The sequence below is a fragment of the Lacihabitans lacunae genome (assembly GCF_042649125.1).
Classification (GTDB): domain Bacteria; phylum Bacteroidota; class Bacteroidia; order Cytophagales; family Spirosomataceae; genus Leadbetterella; species Leadbetterella lacunae.
In genome coordinates this window covers 118,741-135,902 of record NZ_JBHRYQ010000001.1, presented here as the reverse complement: position 1 = coordinate 135,902, position 17,162 = coordinate 118,741, and the positions used below count along the sequence as shown (strand labels likewise).

The 17,162-nt window shown below is 36.3% G+C and carries 19 protein-coding genes; 7 read left to right on the top strand and 12 right to left on the bottom strand.

Annotated features, from left to right (window positions below):
- Nucleotides 1-6 precede the first annotated feature (6 nt).
- From ACFOOI_RS00490 to ACFOOI_RS00475, 4 genes are all read right to left on the bottom strand, one after another.
- Nucleotides 7-1,014: a 4-hydroxyproline epimerase gene (locus ACFOOI_RS00490; protein WP_379833713.1), complete on the bottom strand. Its 1,008-nt coding sequence runs from the start codon at nucleotides 1,012-1,014 to the stop codon at nucleotides 7-9.
- Nucleotides 1,015-1,023: 9 nt separating this feature from the next.
- Entirely contained in the window at nucleotides 1,024-1,929 is a 906-nt protein-coding gene (locus ACFOOI_RS00485; protein WP_379833710.1) for a dihydrodipicolinate synthase family protein, read from the bottom strand.
- Nucleotides 1,930-2,088: 159 nt separating this feature from the next.
- Nucleotides 2,089-2,439, bottom strand: a complete 351-nt coding sequence (locus ACFOOI_RS00480) for a YtxH domain-containing protein (protein ID WP_379833708.1) — start codon at nucleotides 2,437-2,439, stop codon at nucleotides 2,089-2,091.
- Between the two features lie 21 nt (nucleotides 2,440-2,460).
- Nucleotides 2,461-2,955, bottom strand: a complete 495-nt coding sequence (locus ACFOOI_RS00475) for a DUF7935 family protein (protein WP_379833705.1) — start codon at nucleotides 2,953-2,955, stop codon at nucleotides 2,461-2,463.
- A 303-nt stretch (nucleotides 2,956-3,258) separates the two neighbouring features.
- Between ACFOOI_RS00475 and ACFOOI_RS00470 the strand changes: the two genes are divergently transcribed.
- The 3 genes from ACFOOI_RS00470 to pssA all read left to right on the top strand — a co-directional run bounded on the left by ACFOOI_RS00470 (nucleotide 3,259) and on the right by pssA (nucleotide 8,384).
- On the top strand, nucleotides 3,259-6,975 hold the full coding sequence (locus ACFOOI_RS00470; protein ID WP_379833702.1) for a sensor histidine kinase: 3,717 nt from the start codon (nucleotides 3,259-3,261) through the stop codon (nucleotides 6,973-6,975).
- Between the two features lie 81 nt (nucleotides 6,976-7,056).
- Entirely contained in the window at nucleotides 7,057-7,695 is a 639-nt protein-coding gene (locus ACFOOI_RS00465; RefSeq protein ID WP_379833699.1) for an MBL fold metallo-hydrolase, read from the top strand.
- Complete coding sequence (pssA, locus tag ACFOOI_RS00460) at nucleotides 7,692-8,384, top strand: CDP-diacylglycerol--serine O-phosphatidyltransferase (protein WP_379833696.1); 693 nt, start codon at nucleotides 7,692-7,694, stop codon at nucleotides 8,382-8,384. Before ACFOOI_RS00465 ends, pssA begins: the two co-directional genes overlap by 4 nt.
- Before the next feature lie 4 nt (nucleotides 8,385-8,388).
- Here pssA and ACFOOI_RS00455 read toward each other — a convergent pair whose 3' ends face one another.
- Nucleotides 8,389-9,261 carry a M23 family metallopeptidase gene (locus tag ACFOOI_RS00455; RefSeq protein ID WP_379833693.1) on the bottom strand — a complete coding sequence of 291 codons (873 nt, stop codon included), beginning with the start codon at nucleotides 9,259-9,261 and terminating at the stop codon, nucleotides 8,389-8,391.
- 402 nt (nucleotides 9,262-9,663) lie between these two features.
- On the opposite strand from ACFOOI_RS00455, the gene ACFOOI_RS00450 reads away from it, so the two are divergent.
- Nucleotides 9,664-10,089: a GtrA family protein gene (locus tag ACFOOI_RS00450; protein WP_379840162.1), complete on the top strand. Its 426-nt coding sequence runs from the start codon at nucleotides 9,664-9,666 to the stop codon at nucleotides 10,087-10,089.
- 35 nt (nucleotides 10,090-10,124) lie between these two features.
- Here ACFOOI_RS00450 and ACFOOI_RS00445 read toward each other — a convergent pair whose 3' ends face one another.
- From ACFOOI_RS00445 to radA, 5 genes are all read right to left on the bottom strand, one after another.
- A complete protein-coding gene (locus ACFOOI_RS00445) occupies nucleotides 10,125-10,937 on the bottom strand; it encodes a purine-nucleoside phosphorylase (RefSeq protein WP_379833690.1) in 813 nt (270 codons plus the stop codon).
- Between the two features lie 73 nt (nucleotides 10,938-11,010).
- Complete coding sequence (gene rpmB, locus ACFOOI_RS00440; RefSeq protein ID WP_379833687.1) at nucleotides 11,011-11,250, bottom strand: 50S ribosomal protein L28; 240 nt, start codon at nucleotides 11,248-11,250, stop codon at nucleotides 11,011-11,013.
- Nucleotides 11,251-11,344: 94 nt separating this feature from the next.
- The gene (locus ACFOOI_RS00435; protein ID WP_379833684.1) at nucleotides 11,345-11,512 is read right to left on the bottom strand and encodes a DUF5522 domain-containing protein; all 168 of its coding nucleotides are present in this window, start codon (nucleotides 11,510-11,512) and stop codon (nucleotides 11,345-11,347) included.
- 65 nt (nucleotides 11,513-11,577) lie between these two features.
- A complete protein-coding gene (locus ACFOOI_RS00430) occupies nucleotides 11,578-12,042 on the bottom strand; it encodes an Lrp/AsnC family transcriptional regulator (RefSeq protein ID WP_379833682.1) in 465 nt (154 codons plus the stop codon).
- 33 nt (nucleotides 12,043-12,075) lie between these two features.
- Nucleotides 12,076-13,455 carry a DNA repair protein RadA gene (radA, locus tag ACFOOI_RS00425; protein WP_379833679.1) on the bottom strand — a complete coding sequence of 460 codons (1,380 nt, stop codon included), beginning with the start codon at nucleotides 13,453-13,455 and terminating at the stop codon, nucleotides 12,076-12,078.
- 80 nt (nucleotides 13,456-13,535) lie between these two features.
- Between radA and ACFOOI_RS00420 the strand changes: the two genes are divergently transcribed.
- Entirely contained in the window at nucleotides 13,536-14,159 is a 624-nt protein-coding gene (locus ACFOOI_RS00420; RefSeq protein ID WP_379833676.1) for a porin family protein, read from the top strand.
- 53 nt (nucleotides 14,160-14,212) lie between these two features.
- Here the strand turns inward: ACFOOI_RS00420 and ACFOOI_RS00415 are convergent, their stop codons facing one another.
- Both ACFOOI_RS00415 and ACFOOI_RS00410 read right to left on the bottom strand, forming a co-directional pair.
- Complete coding sequence (locus ACFOOI_RS00415) at nucleotides 14,213-15,304, bottom strand: hypothetical protein (protein ID WP_379833673.1); 1,092 nt, start codon at nucleotides 15,302-15,304, stop codon at nucleotides 14,213-14,215.
- Nucleotides 15,301-15,921 (bottom strand): ABC transporter ATP-binding protein, encoded by a 621-nt coding sequence (locus ACFOOI_RS00410; protein ID WP_379833670.1) that lies wholly within the window; start codon nucleotides 15,919-15,921, stop codon nucleotides 15,301-15,303. Before ACFOOI_RS00410 ends, ACFOOI_RS00415 begins: the two co-directional genes overlap by 4 nt.
- 245 nt (nucleotides 15,922-16,166) lie before the next feature.
- Here ACFOOI_RS00410 and ACFOOI_RS00405 point away from each other — a divergent pair, with 245 nt between their 5' ends.
- Both ACFOOI_RS00405 and ACFOOI_RS00400 read left to right on the top strand, forming a co-directional pair.
- Nucleotides 16,167-16,793, top strand: coding sequence for a hypothetical protein (locus tag ACFOOI_RS00405; protein WP_379833667.1), 627 nt, complete (start codon nucleotides 16,167-16,169; stop codon nucleotides 16,791-16,793).
- Between the two features lie 54 nt (nucleotides 16,794-16,847).
- The gene (locus ACFOOI_RS00400) at nucleotides 16,848-17,162 is read left to right on the top strand and encodes a hypothetical protein (protein WP_379833664.1); all 315 of its coding nucleotides are present in this window, start codon (nucleotides 16,848-16,850) and stop codon (nucleotides 17,160-17,162) included.

Below are 17,162 nucleotides of genomic sequence, written 5' to 3'. Positions count from 1 at the left end.
TAACTTTTAAATAACTTGAAAACCATACGCATACGGATCATCGTCGGGGTCAATACTGATAATATTTTCTCCATAGATTCTCGCCCAGCCTTCTATACTTGGATAAATGGCATTGAAATCCCCTACTTTGGTTCTGCCTTCTATCCTACCCACAAACTTACTTCCAATGATACTTTCATGCACAAACTCATCCCCTTCTTTTAGTTTGCCTTTGGCTGCCCACTGAGCCATCCTAGCCGAAGTACCTGTGCCACAAGGTGACCTGTCAATGGCTTTATCGCCATAAAAAACGGCGTTTCGGGCAGTTGAATTTTCATCCAAAACAGCACCCGTCCATAATACATGACTAAGACCCGATATGGTCGGATTTTCGGGATGCACAAATGCATGCGTCTTATTTAAAGTCGCCCTGATTTCTCTCGCCATCGCCACCAATTGCTCCGCTGTGAAATGTTCCAAACCCGGAAAATTTTCTTGCACATCTACGATCGCATAGAAATTCCCGCCGTATGACACATCAACTTTTAAGTCACCCAACACACTGCTGTGCACCGGCACGTTTTCCGCAGCTAAATATGAGGCTATGTTTTTTAGTTTTACGGTTTTTACCTTCCCTGCTTCTTCGGTATATGATATTTCTACCAAACCCGCTGGAGCTTCCATTCTGACTTTTCCTTTTTGTTTGGGCACAATATATCCTTTTTCTATTCCCAAAGTAATGGTACCTATAGTGCCATGACCGCACATGGGCAAGCAGCCGCTGGTTTCTATAAATAGCACGCCTACGTCATTTTGAGGGTCTGCTGGTGGGTACAAAATACTCCCTGACATCATATCATGGCCTCTTGGCTCAAACATCAACCCTTTTCTGATCCAATCAAATTCAGCCAGGAAATGCTGCCTTTTCTCTGACATGTTTTTGCCCACTAGCTCTGGGCCACCTTTAGCCACCAAACGAACCGGATTGCCACAAGTATGGGCATCAAAACAATGAAAAACCGAAACTTCGGACATATTAATATCTTATAATTGAGGTAAAACTGGTCTTACTTTTAGAGCGTCTTCTATTACTTTAAGCACATTGGCTCTTTCTTCGCCTACCAAAGGAAGTCTTGGCTCACGCACCCATTCGGTTCCAATTCCTGTAGCCACTTCTGCCAATTTAATATTTTGAACAAACTTGGTGCTCACATCTAAATGTAACAATGGGAAAAACCATCTGTAGATTTCTCTTGCTTCTGCTATTCTTCCTTGTTTCACTAGTTCATAAATAACCACCGTTTCCCTCGGAAAGGCATCCACCAAACCAGCCACCCAGCCGTCAGCTCCCATTACCAAACTTTCAAAAGCTAGGTCGTCCACACCGCTAAGTATCTTAAATCTGCCACCAAAAGTATTGATGATATCGGTCATATATCTGATATCTCCTGTTGACTCTTTCATAGCTTCAAAATGCGGATTATCTGCTAGGCTTTTAAACATTTCGATGCTCACAAAAGTACGATAGGCCAGAGGATTGTTATATGCCATAACTGGCAAATCAGTGGCATCGGCTACTTTATGCAAGTAATGCAAAGTTTCTCTATCGTCTGAAGGGTATCTCATTGGAGGCAAAGTCATAAAACCGTCGGCACCGGCACTTGCACAAGCTTTTACAAAAGATATAGCTTCTGCGGTAACACATTCGGCCACAGTCATAATTACTGGCACTCTGCCTGCGATTGTATTTTTAGCGGATTCTAGTAGCTGCAACTTTTCGTCTTTTGACAATACGCCATTTTCGCCCAAAGAACCACAAATAATAACTCCATGAACGCCGGCATCAAGCTGAGCTTTGATGTTTAGTTCAAAAGTTGGAATATCTAATGATTGGTCTTCAAAAAAATTAGTTGTTACTGCGGGATAAACTCCTGTCCAATTTGGTTTCATATCGTTTTGTTTTTTTACAAATTTAGAAAGATGCTTTTGGCAAAAAAACATAGTAATTAATAAAAAAAGATACTTTCTTATCCAAAACCCAAAGAATAAAACAACTCTAAGGATATTAAAACAAAAAAGTATCTCTTAAATACAAATAGTACGCTTAACTTACTTCACTTCCGTAACATCCGTAACATCCGTAACATTTGGAGTGTTAGGCTTTTTAGGGTTCATTAAAGTAGAGAAAAGCTCATTTATCATATTTTCAGCTTCAGGAAACTTTTCTTTTAGTCCCGAAACCACTTCAGAAAGTTTTAAACTAGCACCAGACTTAAGTTCCTCGAAATACTCAGGGGCTTTGTCTAAAGCTGACTCAGCCTCGTCTTTTAGTTCGTTTCCCTTAGTTTTTAGGTTTTCCATTAGTTTCTCCCCTTCTTCGGTTTGGATAAACTTGTTTAAAGCAACTCCTGCGGCTGCACCTAATATAAATGTGGCTAAGTGTTTTGATGTTACGCTCATAATGTTCTTTTTTTTTTAGTTTTAAAATAATTTCTGTGCCTCTTTTTTTAATTGTTCCAAGGCTAAGCTTATCGCTTTGGCACTTTCTCCGCCTTGGTTTTGTAATACAAATTTAGCTACTTCTCTTGCTGAGCCCAAGTCCTTACTTGCACCGAAAGCAGTATTAATCTCTGCCATTGTGATATTGGTAGCATGTGTAATCAACTCCCAAGTATCATGCGAAATGTAAATCTGCTGAGCAATATTATGATTTAGCTCACTTCTTATGTCGCTCAAAATAGCACCTTGAAACTCCATTATGCTGAGAGCATCTATTGGCTGTCTCATCACGAGGTTTTCTAACTTAAGCCTTTCTAAAAAAAGGGTCATCCGTTCGTATGCCTGAAGCCTCAACGGTAGTGTGACATCTTTCTGCGAATTATCCGGTTTTTCATTACTTTGGTTTTTGTTAAACCAAAAAAATGCGATAACGCCCAAAAACAAAAGCGGCCAAATAATCATTAAACTGTCGTTCATTCTGTTAAAAGTAATTATATAAATTTAAAGTTCTGCAAAAGTATAGTTCTTTAATCTTTCTAAAACTTTTTAGCGTACATATTTAACCAAAAAACTAAAGTAAGTATTTGAATAATTGAATTTTATTATCTGAATACAAAAAATTCAGGACTTAGTTTTTAATTCAAGAAGTGAGAAACAATAGTTTAATTGATACTATTTGGCATGATTTTTAACAATAAATCAATTAGAATCCCTTTTGACGATGAAAATTTCAAATAATTGAATAATCATTAACTTCGTGAAGGGTTTTAAAAATCAATAATGCAAAAAAGTATATCCTTTCTTAAAAGATTTACCTTCTTAATATTGGCTATAATAGTTTTTATAGCTGCGGGAGTATATTATGCCTTTTTTGAAAGAAATAGCCCTCAAAATATAGACGGTTATTATCAGCAAAGCCTTCAAAAAAACATTAACCTTCAGATAGATAAATCAAATGATGACCTCAAAAAAGTAGTCGATTTATACAATTCGTTAAATCCGAAGAGCTTTAATCAAATAAAATCGAAATCAAACTTTCCTTATTATATTTTCAAAAACTCGAAGCTGTTTTATTGGTCAGACAATATTTATGTACCTCAATATCAAAACATTAAAGATATATCCTCGAGCGAAATAAAAAAGTACAACCAACAGTACGGAATATTTAATGTAAAAAAATTCAATTTCAAAAACGATACCCTCACGGTGGTTTCGGTTATAAATTTATTCAAACATTACAAAAACGAGAACGACTATTTACAATCAGGCTTTAATTCCGACATATTCTTTCTTCCTCCAAAAAAGATTTCAGACAAGCCATTTGAAAGCTCAAAGGAGATTTTAAATGCCGACAAAAAGCCGATTTTGTATTTCCAATTACCCGGAAATGAAAAAATACTAAACTCTGCTATTCCCAAAACCACCCTTGGAATAGTCAGCTTGGGTATATTATTGTTGGTATTCCAACTTTTCACATTGCTCAAAAAACTGCTTAGACAGCATAAATTTGGACTTGCATTTCTTACCTTATTATTATTTGGTTTATCGCTGAGACTGGTAATGCTTTTTACCGGCATTCCGTTTTTGTTTACTAAAAAAGAGCTTTTCAATCCCTCATTTTTCTCTGGCAGTTTCTGGTCTCCAACATTGGGTGACACCATATTGAATGCCTTATTTTGGTTGATTTTCTTGTTTTTTGTAGCCATTTATTATTTCAGATCACGAATTTTCTTACACCTGCTGAAATCATCGGCAATCGTGAAAAGCATTATCTCGGTTTTGATGGTCTTGTTGGTATTGTTATTTACGGCACTTTGTTCACAAAAAATAACCGCCATTTATTCCAACTCCATGTATCAATTGGGGCTTTCACTGAGCTTAAGCTTAAATAACCTAAAACTGCTTACATTTTTATTCTATTTCCTGATTTTAGGTATTTTCTTTATCACTACTCACTTAGCGATAAATATATTCTTAAGAATTCAACGAAACACCCGCTCAGGCTTTTTCCATTGGCTATATGGAATCCTTTTGGGTTTCATTATTATACTATTTATAGGCACTCCTAAATACGCCTATTTAGTGGCTGGCCTATATTTTTTGATTGTTTATTACTTTAAACTATCACGTTATTTTTATACACTGAGGTTCCAAACTCTCATGTATTTCATTTTAGCCTGTTTCTGTTTTTCATTGATTTCTATTGAAATAATAGAAAAGGAAGAACATAAGAAAAGCATATTTGACAAGCAGACTTTTGCAAATAGATATTTGGCTGACAATGACCTTTTAGGCGAAGGACTTTTAGACAAATTTGCCAATTCAGTAAAATATGACCCCGAAATAGTAGGCTCATTTAGAAGAAACACCTTGGCTTTGGAATCATTAAAGCACCTGGTTAAAGACAATCACCTCGATTTGTATTTTGATAAATATGACATCGGCGTTTTGGCATTTGACGCTACTGGCCAAAATCTCAACGATGAGGAAAAGGAAAAGAACCTCGAATTTTACAAAAACACCTACGCACTTCCAAAATATAGCACAACACTAAAAAATGTATTTTTCCTCAATGAAACCGGTAAGGATTTCATAAAAGAATATATTTCATTTAACGATATCTCGGAAGGAAATACGAAAGTAGGAACGATAGTTTTGGACTTAAAACTTAAAGATGAACATTCAGAAAGTGTTTATCCGGAGTTACTGTTAGACAAGAAATTTGTTCAGAATCCGGAGTCAAAAAACTACAGCTACGGTATTTTCGATAAAAACAATAAGATTATTTACAGCTCAGGAAGTTTCAACTACATGATGAACTTTCCAAAAGAAATGCTGAGCGATGAGCAGATTTACAATGATGGGGTTTCTTACAATGACTTCTTTCACTTAGCATTAAAAGGTCAGAACGGCAGAACCATAGTGGTTTCGCAAGAAGAAAAGTATTATAAAACGATACTTTCTAACTTCTCGTTTTTGTTTTTACTTTCCATCTTAGGCATCTCTATATTGCTTTTTGCATTCGGAATGATATACGGAATGGGTAAGTTTTCGATGAATTTCTCAACTAAAATCCAGCTTTATCTCAATGCTGCATTTTTATTGCCGCTAATTATCATCATCATACTTACTTTGAGTGTAGTAAGAACAACCTTGATTTCCATTCAAGAGAAATCATTTTTAGACAACACAAAAAACATTGCAAGCACGTTACAGATTCACTTAGAAAATTATCAAGACGGCAAAACAAGTAAGGCGTTTTTTGAAAACGAAATAAATAACCTAGCTAGAAACACCAAAGTAGACATAAATCTGTTTGGCAAAGACGGCAAATTGTGGTTTTCAACTCGTCCTTTGGTCTATCAATACAAACTACTTTCGGAGCACCTAAACCCTGAGGCGTACAATAAAATTATAGAAGAAAAAGAGAACGAAATATTGACCAATGAGTCTTTGGGTACCTTAAACTACAAGACTGTTTATCTGTCAGTAAAAGGCAACGGGCTTAACAATTTCGGAATTGTAGGCATACCGTTTTTCGATGCCAAAACTTTGCTTGACATGCAAGTAAAAGAGGTGGTTACCATCATTCTTATCATCTTCTTGTTTATGTTTTTATTGCTTTTGGTGCTTTCGTATTTTGCTAGTAATCAGTTAACCCACCCTTTAAAACTGATCGCTCAAAAGCTAAAAAAGACCAATTTGGATAAGTTAGACGAGTCTCTAAGTTGGAAATCTGACGATGAGATTGGACTATTGACAAAGTCATATAACAACATGCTAAAAAAACTCGATGAAAGTAAAATAGCTCTTTCGCAAAGTGAGAAACAAACCGCATGGAGAGAAATGGCCAAGCAGGTTGCCCATGAGATTAAAAATCCGTTGACACCAATGAAACTGTCTATTCAGCAGCTGCAGCGTACTTTGCCAATGGATGACCCAAAGTCAAGAGACAGGATTCAGCGTGCCTTAAACTCACTTACAGAGCAAATTGACAATATCAGTGAAATCGCCAATTCGTTTTCGGAATTTGCCAAAATGCCTGTGCCTAGAAATGAACGTTTTGACTTGGTTTCTGTTTCTCAAAAAACTACAGACTTATACTCCCAAAACAACAATATAAAAATTGACTTTGACACTTCAGACAAAGAAGTCTTTGTAAATGGCGACAGACTATTGGTGAGTAGAGTTATTACTAATTTAATATTAAACGGTATTCAGTCAGTACCTCCTATTCGTCAGCCACAGATTAAGGTGAAAATCTATAAAAACGAAGAAGAAAACTACGGCATCATAGAAATAAAAGATAACGGATCAGGAATAGCAGAAGAGGTCAGAAAAAAGGTATTTATCCCTAACTTTAGCACTAAAGTGGGTGGCTCAGGACTTGGCTTGGCCATGGCTAAAAGAGGAATAGAACACGCAGGAGGCAACATTTGGTTTGAAACCGAGGAAGGTGTAGGAACTACGTTTTTTGTAGATTTACCTATTTCATAACCTAAAAATGAATTAGCTTTTAAGTCTGAATATTTGAGTTGTGTTTTTGTATGTATATTTGTGCAACAATAAATTGAATTCATGATCAATATAAAGTCATTTACTTTTTCTCCTTTCTCCGAAAATACCTACGTAATATCTGACGACACGCTCGAGGCCGTTATTATAGACCCGGGTTGTTTGGCTCAAGAAGAAAAAAATCAACTAAAAGATTATATAACCGAAAATAAACTTCAGGTTAAAGCTTTGCTACAAACTCACGCCCACCTTGACCACGTGTTTGGTTCGGCGTTTGTGAAGAGAACTTATGGCGTAGACATGTACCTACACAAAGCAGACGAAGTAATATTGGCCGACGTAGAAATGAGATGTAAAACTTGGGGAATACCGGGCTACGTACCCGTAACATCAGACAAGGAACTCAACGAAGGCGATAAATTTACATTTGGAAACACCACTTTTGATGTGGTACACGTACCAGGGCATGCACCTGGCCATGTAGCGTTTATTTGTCATGAGCATAGTTTTATTATAGGCGGCGACTGCCTTTTCCACAGGAGCATAGGCCGTACGGACTTTCCATTTTGTAGCTTCGAAGAATTATCAAACAGCATAAAAACTAAGTTTTTTACACTTCCTGACCATTATGTGGTATATGCAGGCCACATGCAAGCCACCACTATTGGCGAAGAAAAATTACATAATCCATTCCTAAAATGAAGATTTTTACCATTCCAAACTTTATTACCCTAGGCAACTTACTTTGCGGATGTTTGGGATTAATTTCGGTTTTTGAAGGAGACTTAAAAAAAGCCTCTATTTTTATATTTGTTGCTCTACTATTAGATTTTGCAGATGGTTTTGTAGCGAGATTGCTCCATTCTAGTTCAGAAATAGGTAAACAATTAGACTCACTTGCCGACGTGGTATCTTTTGGAGTTTTGCCTAGTTTTATTGTATTCAAAAACTTAGAGACTTTTTCAGAAAATGAATATATGAAATATGGTGCTTTTCTTTTGGCCATGTTTTCAGCTTTGAGACTTGCCAAATTTAACATAGATACGCGTCAATCTGACTCATTCATTGGTTTACCCACACCTGCAAATGGAATTCTAATCGCCACTTTTCCTTTTTTGATAGATAACTCAGACTTTTGGAATAAAACCCTTAGCACCGAATGGTTTTGGATAAGCTATGTGGTAGTTTTTAGCTATTTACTAATTATGGAGCTACCACTCTTTGCTTTAAAATTTAAAGATTATTCGTGGGCAAAAAACAAAGTAAAATTCATTTTCTTAGCACTTTCAGCCGGCTTATTGGCGTTTTTTCAGTTTGCTGCTGTCCCGTTCATTATTGTGTTGTATTTGGTTTTCTCTGTACTACTTCATTTCAAAGTTTTGAAAGCCTAACCTTCTACTTTTTCTTAATTTTTTTATTGAGATTTAAGTCGCTGTACTTTGTTTTTAAGGGTTTAAGTTTTTTGGTAACCAAGGCCTCCACATTTTCAAAATCCTTACGTAACGGCCTTGCATTTGTAGACTCATTGACGACCAAAGCGTCTTTTAACCAACTGTAATAATTAACTGGATGTGGAGAATATTCATCATCCAAACTCAAAAACATAAGGTGTAAGTGCGTGTCAGACCTTGGATTAAGAGCATTGAAACCGCTTCTGCCTACCTCGCCCAATTTGTCGCCTCCTTTTACAATTTGACCGGCATCTACCACTACTTTTCGATGGTGAGCATAATACCAAAGCCCTCCCCTTTCTATATCATATACCCAAACGTAGTTTCCTCCTTTGTAACTTGAAGTATCCGTCCAGTTTTTTTCAGAAGCCAATACTATACCATCACCAACCGAAACTATGTCTACATATTCGCCTTTGCGATCGTCTACACAATCTCTGTTTCTGTCATAAATAAATATATCATGGGCCGGATGACTGCCACTTACTGAATGGTCAAACAAGTTAAACCTCCGAACATAAAAACCATTCCCGCCTTTGCCCCCAACAGCCGAAATATTGCTTTTGGTAAGCGGAAAATACATCTGTGAGTCTTGTATTGTATCTTTTTGGTTTGGATAAATTTCTCTTAACTCGTGCATGATTTGCTTGAAAGAATCCTCCGCCTCTTGGGGACTTACTCTTTGTTCTCTGACATTCACAAGTAAGGCTTTAAATCTTACAAAAACATCTTTATCTAATTGAAAGGCAAAAGGATTTGACTGATCGGTATTTAGAAAAAATACTGAACTTAAAATCATCAAAATATTTAAAAACATGAACTTTTTAATAGTGTAAAAAAATAAAGTAGATTATTTAGTATACGGAACTTACAAAGATACTATCATAAAATGTCGGATTCAAAAATACCGGACTTAAGTTTACTAAAGAGGATGAGCACAAACACTTTATGAAGCAAATAGTATAAAAACTTATATTTATAGTTCAAATTAAAAAAAAGAATACGTAATATTTAAAGCGTTTTTACGTAATAATTAATGAAAAAGTCGCATGTGTATAAATATCCTAGTATTACTTGGGACTTTGATTCATAACCTTTTGGCAAAAGCAGATTTATTTTAGATATTTGTACCACAAAAATGACAGTAGCCCCCTTTGATTAATTTAATAAAACGTTACAAAGCCTTTTTCGGCTATTTCTTTGCTGCAGGCACGGGGTTATCATCCAATATATCGTCGGTTCTATTATTTGCATCCGTTATTTTGGCACTTCTTTAGAAACTGGTGTTGCTCTTGGTTTCATTATCTCATTCCCTATTGGCTTTATCCTATCGAAAGTTTTTGCATTTGCAGCAAAGCAATCGGGCAATACCCGCCGTGAGCTTATAAAGTTTATGATGGTTATTGTAATTTCGGGTTTAATAACCGTAAAAGGAGCTGTGCTGACGTATGATGCATTGACTTACTTATTTGGCGACTTTAAGTATACTTTACCCATCGTAAATCACACGTTCTCACCTGTGGGAACTATCAGCCACTTCGCCGGCATGGGTTTTAGCTTTGTTTTCAATTTCTTCACACACAAAAAATTCACTTTTGTAGAAACGGGAATTTTTAACAAAATAAAAGCACTTAAGAATACTTAAATGCTTTTTATTGAAAGATAATATTTTCTAAGAATTTAGCCTTTCACTATTTCTTTAATCAAAAACGTCATGGTAGGTTCTGCTTTTCCGGCAGCTGCTATTATTTTGTTTATATCTGCCACTTCAAGATTTTCGGGATCACACAAGTCAGTAATAACCGAAATACCAAATACTGGAATATTCATTTGTCTGGCCACTATCACTTCAGGCACCGTGCTCATTCCTACGGCGTCTGCTCCAAAGTTACGTAGCATCTTGTATTCGGCCTTGGTTTCTAGCTGCGGCCCTGTCACACTTACGTATGTACCTTTTACTATTCCTTTCAGATTATGCTCTTTCGCTATTTCAAAAGCCCTTGTAATCATTCCTTTTGTATAAGGCTCGCTCATATCCGGAAATCTATCCCCCATTATGTTTTCACCCAAAAGCGGATTTGAAGGCAATAATAAAGAAATATGATCTTCGATAATCATGATGTCACTTACATTGAACTCAGGATTTAAACCTCCTGCGGCATTTGATATCACGAGGGTTTCTATGCCCAACTGTTTCATTACTCTGACAGGAAAAGTTATTTCCTTCATGGTGTAGCCTTCATAAAAATGAAAACGACCTTGCATACACACTACTTTCTTGTCTCCTAGAATACCAAAAAGCAGCCTACCTGAGTGAAACTCGACGGTTGGTTTTACAAAATTTGGAATATCTTCATACGAAACCTCATATTGGATTTCAATATCGTCTACTAACTTTCCAAGGCCTGTGCCTAGTACTATACCTACGGCTGGCTGAAAATCACCAATTTGATTTCTAAGGAAATCGTATGTTTCTTTAATTTGATCTAGCATAAAAATAAAAAAGGATTGAATTTTAAGCTAAGATAGCCTAGAATTCAATCCAATTTATTAAAAATAATGATTTTTATAGAGACAATGTACCTTTACGAGCAGCATCAAGGATAGTAGCTTCTAATCCTTTTTTGTTGATAGTTCTGATAGTACTAGTAGCCACTTTTAGCTCTACCCATACACCTTCAGATTCTAAGAAAAATTTCTTAGTCTTGATGTTCGGGTAAAATTTACGCTTCACTTTATTATTAGCATGCGATACGTTGTTACCTGTTCTTGTTCTCTTACCGCTAATTTGACAAACCTTTGACATGATTGTTATCTGTTATGTTTTAAAATTCGTTTTCACGAAACGACTCACCTAATTGGGCTGCAAATATCTGAATTATTTATTTAATACCAAAATACTATTTGATATTTTCGGAATCAAATGGGCAGTTTAGACATTTATTTTTGCAACAATACCCTCTCTTGAGGTGATATTCCCTTGTAAAGACCATAAAACCCTGATTATTAAAGTAAAAATCAGGATTTGATTTTTTATTATTTATTATTTTTTTTTCAGCTTTTTCCAATTTATTTGGGATTATGTACTGGAAACCTAAACTAAAAGGACAAGAAAATGTTTAAAATTCGAATATTAATCTATCGGCAAGCTGGTTGACCATTTCACTTCTGTCATTACAAACATAGATTGGGCATTTTGGATATTGTCTAAAGCGGCCAATTTGTTTACTAAAAAATTTTGATATTCGGCAATATCCTTCACCACTACACGAAGCAGATAATCATAACTTCCGGCGATATAATAACACTCTACCACTTCCGAAAATTTCACTACATCTTTTTCGAATTTCTCCAAAAACGGCTTTGCATGTTCTTTTAACAAAACATTGCAATACGCCAGCATGGGCTTTCCTATTTTGTCTCTGTCTAAAAGGGCTACGTAGTCTTTGATATAACCTTCTCGCTCCAGCCTTTTAATTCGCTCGTAAATGGGCGTCGAAGACAGCTTCAAGTCTACCGATAACTCTTTGGTAGTAGTTCTGCTATTTTTCTGAAAAGCCTTTAATATTTTCTTATCTATATCATCTAAACCAACCATATCTTTTCTCGAAAAAAACTGTAAATTTTTATTTTATCCAAAAAGCTCAGAAAATACCTCCTCTAGTTTATTGAGAGCTACTATTTCAATTTTGAAATCTTTAGGATTAATGCCTTTTAAATTATTTTTGGCGATGAAAATTTTCTCGAAACCAAGTTTAGCCGCTTCCGAAATTCGGGCTTCTATCCTATTTACAGCTCTTATTTCACCTCCAAGACCACATTCAGCACAAAAACAGTACGCTTTATTGACTGGCAAGTCTTCATAAGATGAAGCCACAGACACACAAACCGCTAGGTCAATCGCCGGATCCTCTACTTTAAGGCCACCTGCCACATTTAAAAAAACATCTTGAGTTCCAAGTCTAAAACCTCCGCGTTTTTCTAGTACAGCCAAAAGCATTTGTAACCTTCGTGGGTCAAAACCGTTACTACTTCTTTGTGGTGTACCATAATTTGCCGTACTCACCAATGATTGAATCTCAATTTGCAAAGGTCTATTGCCTTCTATCATGGCCGCAATCGCAATACCGCTGAGGTGCACATTTCGCTCCGAAATCAATATCTCTGACGGATTACTCACTTGCCGTAAACCATTGCTGAGCATTTCATATATACCCAGTTCAGAGGCATTACCGAATCGATTTTTGGTTGTTCTAAGAATCCGATACGTCATAAACTGATCGCCCTCAAACTGCAGCACCGTGTCTACCATATGCTCGAGTACTTTAGGTCCAGCAAGGCTACCGTCTTTTGTTATATGGCCAATCATTACTACAGGCACATCAGACTCTTTGGCAAAACGCATTATTTCGGCGGCACATTCTTTCACCTGCGAAACACTCCCTGCCCCACTCTCTATCAGCGGAGACACCAAAGTTTGAATAGAGTCAATCACCACAATGTCAGGCTCAATGAGCTCTATTTGTTTAAAAATCTGATCCGTAGCGGTTTCTGTAAGTACGTAACACCTTGGATTTTCAAACGGAATTCGTTCTGCCCGCATTTTTATTTGTTGCTCACTTTCTTCGCCCGATACATATAACACAATGTAATCTTTCAGACTGAGGGCAATCTGCAGCATAAGCGTGGACTTGCCTATGCCCGGCTCACCGCCAATAAGCGTCAATGAACCCGGCACCAAACCACCACCCAAAACCCGATTTAACTCATGATCCTCGGTGATTATCCTGTACTTTTCGGTTTTATCTATTTCAGAGATCAGCTTTGGCTTTGAGGTAGGTCGAGGCCCTCCGGAGGTAGAAAATCTCCAATTCCCTTTTTCTGGTTCGTCTTTTGCTATAACTTCCTCTACGAGGGTGTTCCATTCGCTACATGAAGGGCAGCGACCCAACCATTTTGGTGAATTATAACCGCAGTTTTGACAGAAATAAGCTGATTTTAGCTTAGCCATTTGTTAAAGTCTCGTTAATATTGTACTAATATTTCGCAATATACGTTTAAGAATACGAATTTAAAATCAATTAAAATTATATGAAAAAAGTCGGATTATTGATTGTAGCGTGCATTATCAGCCAAGTTTCGTACGGTCAGTTTACATTGGGAGTAAAAGGTGGCCTTAATTTTTCAAACTTGGTGACTAACGCCGGATCATTTGGAAACAACATCAAAGAAAGCAAAGAAACCCAAACTGGTTATGCTTTTGGTCTTTACAGTAGAATTGGTAACAATTTTTTCCTTCAACCAGAAGTTTTATTCTCTACCAAAGGAGGCAAAGTAGAATTTGTACCAACTGGGGGTGGTTCGCCAGTTTTGATTGACATCAAAACAAACAATATTGACATCCCTGTTTTGGTGGGATTTAAACTTTTTAATCGAATTAGAATTCAAGGCGGACCAATGGCCACAATAAAACTAAGTGAAGACGGAGAATTTGTAAGCGAACTCAAAAAAATAGGTAGCAATGTAAACGAGGCGTTTGCAAAAGCCACTTATGGTTATCAGGTAGGTGTAGGCGTAAAACTTTTAGGTTTTGATCTTGACTTAAGAAACATCGGAAGCTTAGGCGACCTTTCTGAATCTCAATTTGGTGCTGACACAAGATTTAACCAAACTCAAAAAGGTTGGCAGCTGACTTTAGGACATAAAATTCTGTAAAAAAAAAACAAATATCTAATACAATTGGAGCCACCTAAAAAGTGGCTTTTTTTTTATTCAAAATTGTAATACTTTTTTTTGTACAAAAACCAAGAACCCAGAATCAAAACCGAACTGAGAAAATATAAAGGCATTTTAAACAAAATCAAAAACACAATAGCTAATGCAAACCAAAACAAGGCTTTGAGTGACTGTTCTTGATCATAATCAGGGAATAAATAAAACATCAAATGTATAGCCAAAGAAAAGCTAATTACAAAAAACAAAAACTCCGCGATAAATAGGTAAGAAAGCGTTTCGGGCAGCTTAACAGCCAAAGCCAAAACCTCTGGCACGAGGATTAGTAAAAAAGTAAGCACGAGTCTTCCATATCTTTTAATTAACGAAACTGGCATATTTCGGTCAAAAAGCAAATATTGTCTTTGATAAAAAAGCCATTGCTGTGAAAAATTATAAGTAGCCACTCCAAGAAAAACTCCACAAAAACCAAACAATCGCCAGTCGTAATCATCTGTAGGGAAAAGCCAACAGAAAAACGAAACGATCAAAACCCCTCCAATTTTGGAAATCAAAACGAGAGCAGTTTGCCGAACGAAAAGGTATTTGAAATAAAATAAAAACTGCGGTATTGGAAATTTAAATAACTTAAAGTCAGGAATGAGTTTATCAAGTATACTTACTTTTTGCTTCAGTTTATTTTCAAAAAACAACACGCCTATGATCACAAAAAATAGATGGACGCCCAATATTAAAATTACGGAAATCACTTTGCCTTGAGGAAGTGCAACTGCAACCATAAAAATGGCATATAAAAAAGTAAGCTGTAGGTTTAAGAACTGAACACCCGCCCAAAGCAAAAAACGTTGAGGCTTTGGCAGCATTTTGACCAAACTCAAAAACGACATATACGGCAAACTGAGTGACTGCGTAACAAACAAGGTTACTTTTAAGGCATAAAACAACCACAAAACAAATACGACTCCCAGCAAATAATAGGAACTCAATGCACTCTGTATGATGGCAATGTGCTCGCTGCTTTTTAAAAAACCGAAACACAATAAGAATACCCCAAGTAAGAATAGGGCGTTTTGCTTATAATATTCAAGTACTAAACATTTAAAAAAAACAAGTCTTGTAGCTCTCATAACTTGGTGACGGTATTATTGACTACTTTAAAAACCCCATCTATAGTAAGCATTTCGGGTGCTAAGTCTTGATGTGAGGAAAGAAAGAAACTTTTGCCTTGAGCGGCATATTCTACTATGAGGGTATACAATAAATCTACCGTAGCGTGGTCAATCAAGATAAAAGGTTCATCCAGAATAATGAGTGAAGGATCGCCAAGGAAACCTGAAATCAAAGCGATTTTTTTGAGCATTCCGCTGGAATAAGTCCCGATATTTTGTTTCCAAAAACCTCCAACACCAAATTGATCCACGAGCTTTTGTAATTGCCCACTTTTAGCTTTTTTTACTTCCGCTATATATGCTAAAATCTCTTGTCCACTCAAAAAGTCTGGATACTGCGGTTCGGCCTCCGAATAGTTGATTTTGAATCGATAAGTATTTGAAGAAGAATCGATACCTTCAAATTTCAGATGACCTTCAAAAGGCAACATACCCGCCACAGACCTAAAAAAAGTGGATTTACCGGAGCCGTTTGCTCCTACAAACCAGTAAATGCCTGCAGGAATTTGAAGATCAGATATTTGTAATACTTTTTGAGACTTATACGATTTAGAAAAATCCTTTATTTCGAGCATAGCGGCTTATTACAAATTTCGTGCAACATATTTTGAATACAGTTTGAAAATTAGGCAAAGGCATTTTCATATGAAAGACAAATGTGATAAAAGGCCCTTAAAATCAGCTTCGGAAGGCATTGCTTATATTTTTCCACAAAAAAATAAAATTTCATTTTTAATCACTCCTTTTGGCACCGCTCAATGGCTTAATATTTGAGCTAAAATATTCAATTTCGAATCAATTAGATGCTTAAAGTGAATCTATGCTAAAAATTTACCTGAAAGAAATCAGTAGAACGTTTTTATTTGTTTTAACTACCTCCTACTGTTTCGGAAGGATTTTAGAAACGCCCGCATGCGAAGCAGATACTTCGCGGGCGTTTTATTTTTCTTTTGAACAAAACAAAACCGTGGAATACCAAATAAGTCCAGACACACCCCTAAATGAGAAACTGGAGGTATGTGAAGGTGCTCGCGTGTACTTAGAATCACCCTTGATTTTTGAGAGTGCCCTATATTTTTGGGAAGGGCCAGATGGCTTTAGGTCTAATTTGCCTCGGGTGGTTTTAGAAAATGTGCAAGAGGAAAATGCAGGAAAATATTATTTACAAATAAAACGACCAAACCAAACCATTGGAGGTTTTGTGGAACTGAATATCCACGCCAAACCGAATGTAAAATGCACCATGTTTGAGTCTTCAAAGTTTTTAAAAATAACCACTGACACCAACGAAGAGCCCGATTTGATTATTAAATGGAAAAATAGCCTCGAAGAAATTATCGGACGGAGTGAGACTATGACCGTCAAAAAAGAAGCGAATTCAAAAGTTTTGCTTTCGGTTTCAAATAAAACCTGCGAGCGAACATTCGAATTTACCCCACAACCGTAACGTACTTTCAGTTATTATTTCTTTTTTATTAAATTTGAAGAAAAAAAAGCACGCGTGTTTATAATAAAAGGAATAAAGCTACCCAAAATCACCGGCATCGCCATTTGGCCTTTTATTATCGTAAAAACCAAAATGCCGGGTAAAACCATAATTAACCACGAAAAGATTCACCTCAGGCAGCAGGTAGAAATGTTGGTTATTCCTTTTTATATTTGGTATATACTTGAATGGGCCGTGCGTTTTATTGCATTACGAAACTTCAATGCAGCGTACCTTTCTATTTCTTTTGAGAAAGAAGCTTACAAAAACGAAAAAGACTTTAACTACCTAAAAAATAGAGGCTTCTGGAGTTTTTTAAAGTATCTATAA

What these genes read in the sequence shown, in the direction of transcription:
- ACFOOI_RS00465 (WP_379833699.1), top strand. Translation starts at nt 7,057, where the DNA reads ATGATCAATATAAAGTCATTTACTTTTTCTCCTTTCTCCGAAAATACC.
- ACFOOI_RS00490 (WP_379833713.1), bottom strand. Translation starts at nt 1,014, where the DNA reads ATGTCCGAAGTTTCGGTTTTTCATTGTTTTGATGCCCATACTTGTGGC.
- rpmB (WP_379833687.1), bottom strand. Translation starts at nt 11,250, where the DNA reads ATGTCAAAGGTTTGTCAAATTAGCGGTAAGAGAACAAGAACAGGTAAC.
- ACFOOI_RS00475 (WP_379833705.1), bottom strand. Translation starts at nt 2,955, where the DNA reads ATGAACGACAGTTTAATGATTATTTGGCCGCTTTTGTTTTTGGGCGTT.
- ACFOOI_RS00480 (WP_379833708.1), bottom strand. Translation starts at nt 2,439, where the DNA reads ATGAGCGTAACATCAAAACACTTAGCCACATTTATATTAGGTGCAGCC.
- ACFOOI_RS00430 (WP_379833682.1), bottom strand. Translation starts at nt 12,042, where the DNA reads ATGGTTGGTTTAGATGATATAGATAAGAAAATATTAAAGGCTTTTCAG.
- ACFOOI_RS00410 (WP_379833670.1), bottom strand. Translation starts at nt 15,921, where the DNA reads ATGCTCGAAATAAAGGATTTTTCTAAATCGTATAAGTCTCAAAAAGTA.
- ACFOOI_RS00420 (WP_379833676.1), top strand. Translation starts at nt 13,536, where the DNA reads ATGAAAAAAGTCGGATTATTGATTGTAGCGTGCATTATCAGCCAAGTT.
- ACFOOI_RS00455 (WP_379833693.1), bottom strand. Translation starts at nt 9,261, where the DNA reads ATGTTTTTAAATATTTTGATGATTTTAAGTTCAGTATTTTTTCTAAAT.
- ACFOOI_RS00470 (WP_379833702.1), top strand. Translation starts at nt 3,259, where the DNA reads ATGCAAAAAAGTATATCCTTTCTTAAAAGATTTACCTTCTTAATATTG.
- ACFOOI_RS00405 (WP_379833667.1), top strand. Translation starts at nt 16,167, where the DNA reads ATGCTAAAAATTTACCTGAAAGAAATCAGTAGAACGTTTTTATTTGTT.
- ACFOOI_RS00445 (WP_379833690.1), bottom strand. Translation starts at nt 10,937, where the DNA reads ATGCTAGATCAAATTAAAGAAACATACGATTTCCTTAGAAATCAAATT.
- ACFOOI_RS00485 (WP_379833710.1), bottom strand. Translation starts at nt 1,929, where the DNA reads ATGAAACCAAATTGGACAGGAGTTTATCCCGCAGTAACAACTAATTTT.
- radA (WP_379833679.1), bottom strand. Translation starts at nt 13,455, where the DNA reads ATGGCTAAGCTAAAATCAGCTTATTTCTGTCAAAACTGCGGTTATAAT.
- ACFOOI_RS00415 (WP_379833673.1), bottom strand. Translation starts at nt 15,304, where the DNA reads ATGAGAGCTACAAGACTTGTTTTTTTTAAATGTTTAGTACTTGAATAT.
- pssA (WP_379833696.1), top strand. Translation starts at nt 7,692, where the DNA reads ATGAAGATTTTTACCATTCCAAACTTTATTACCCTAGGCAACTTACTT.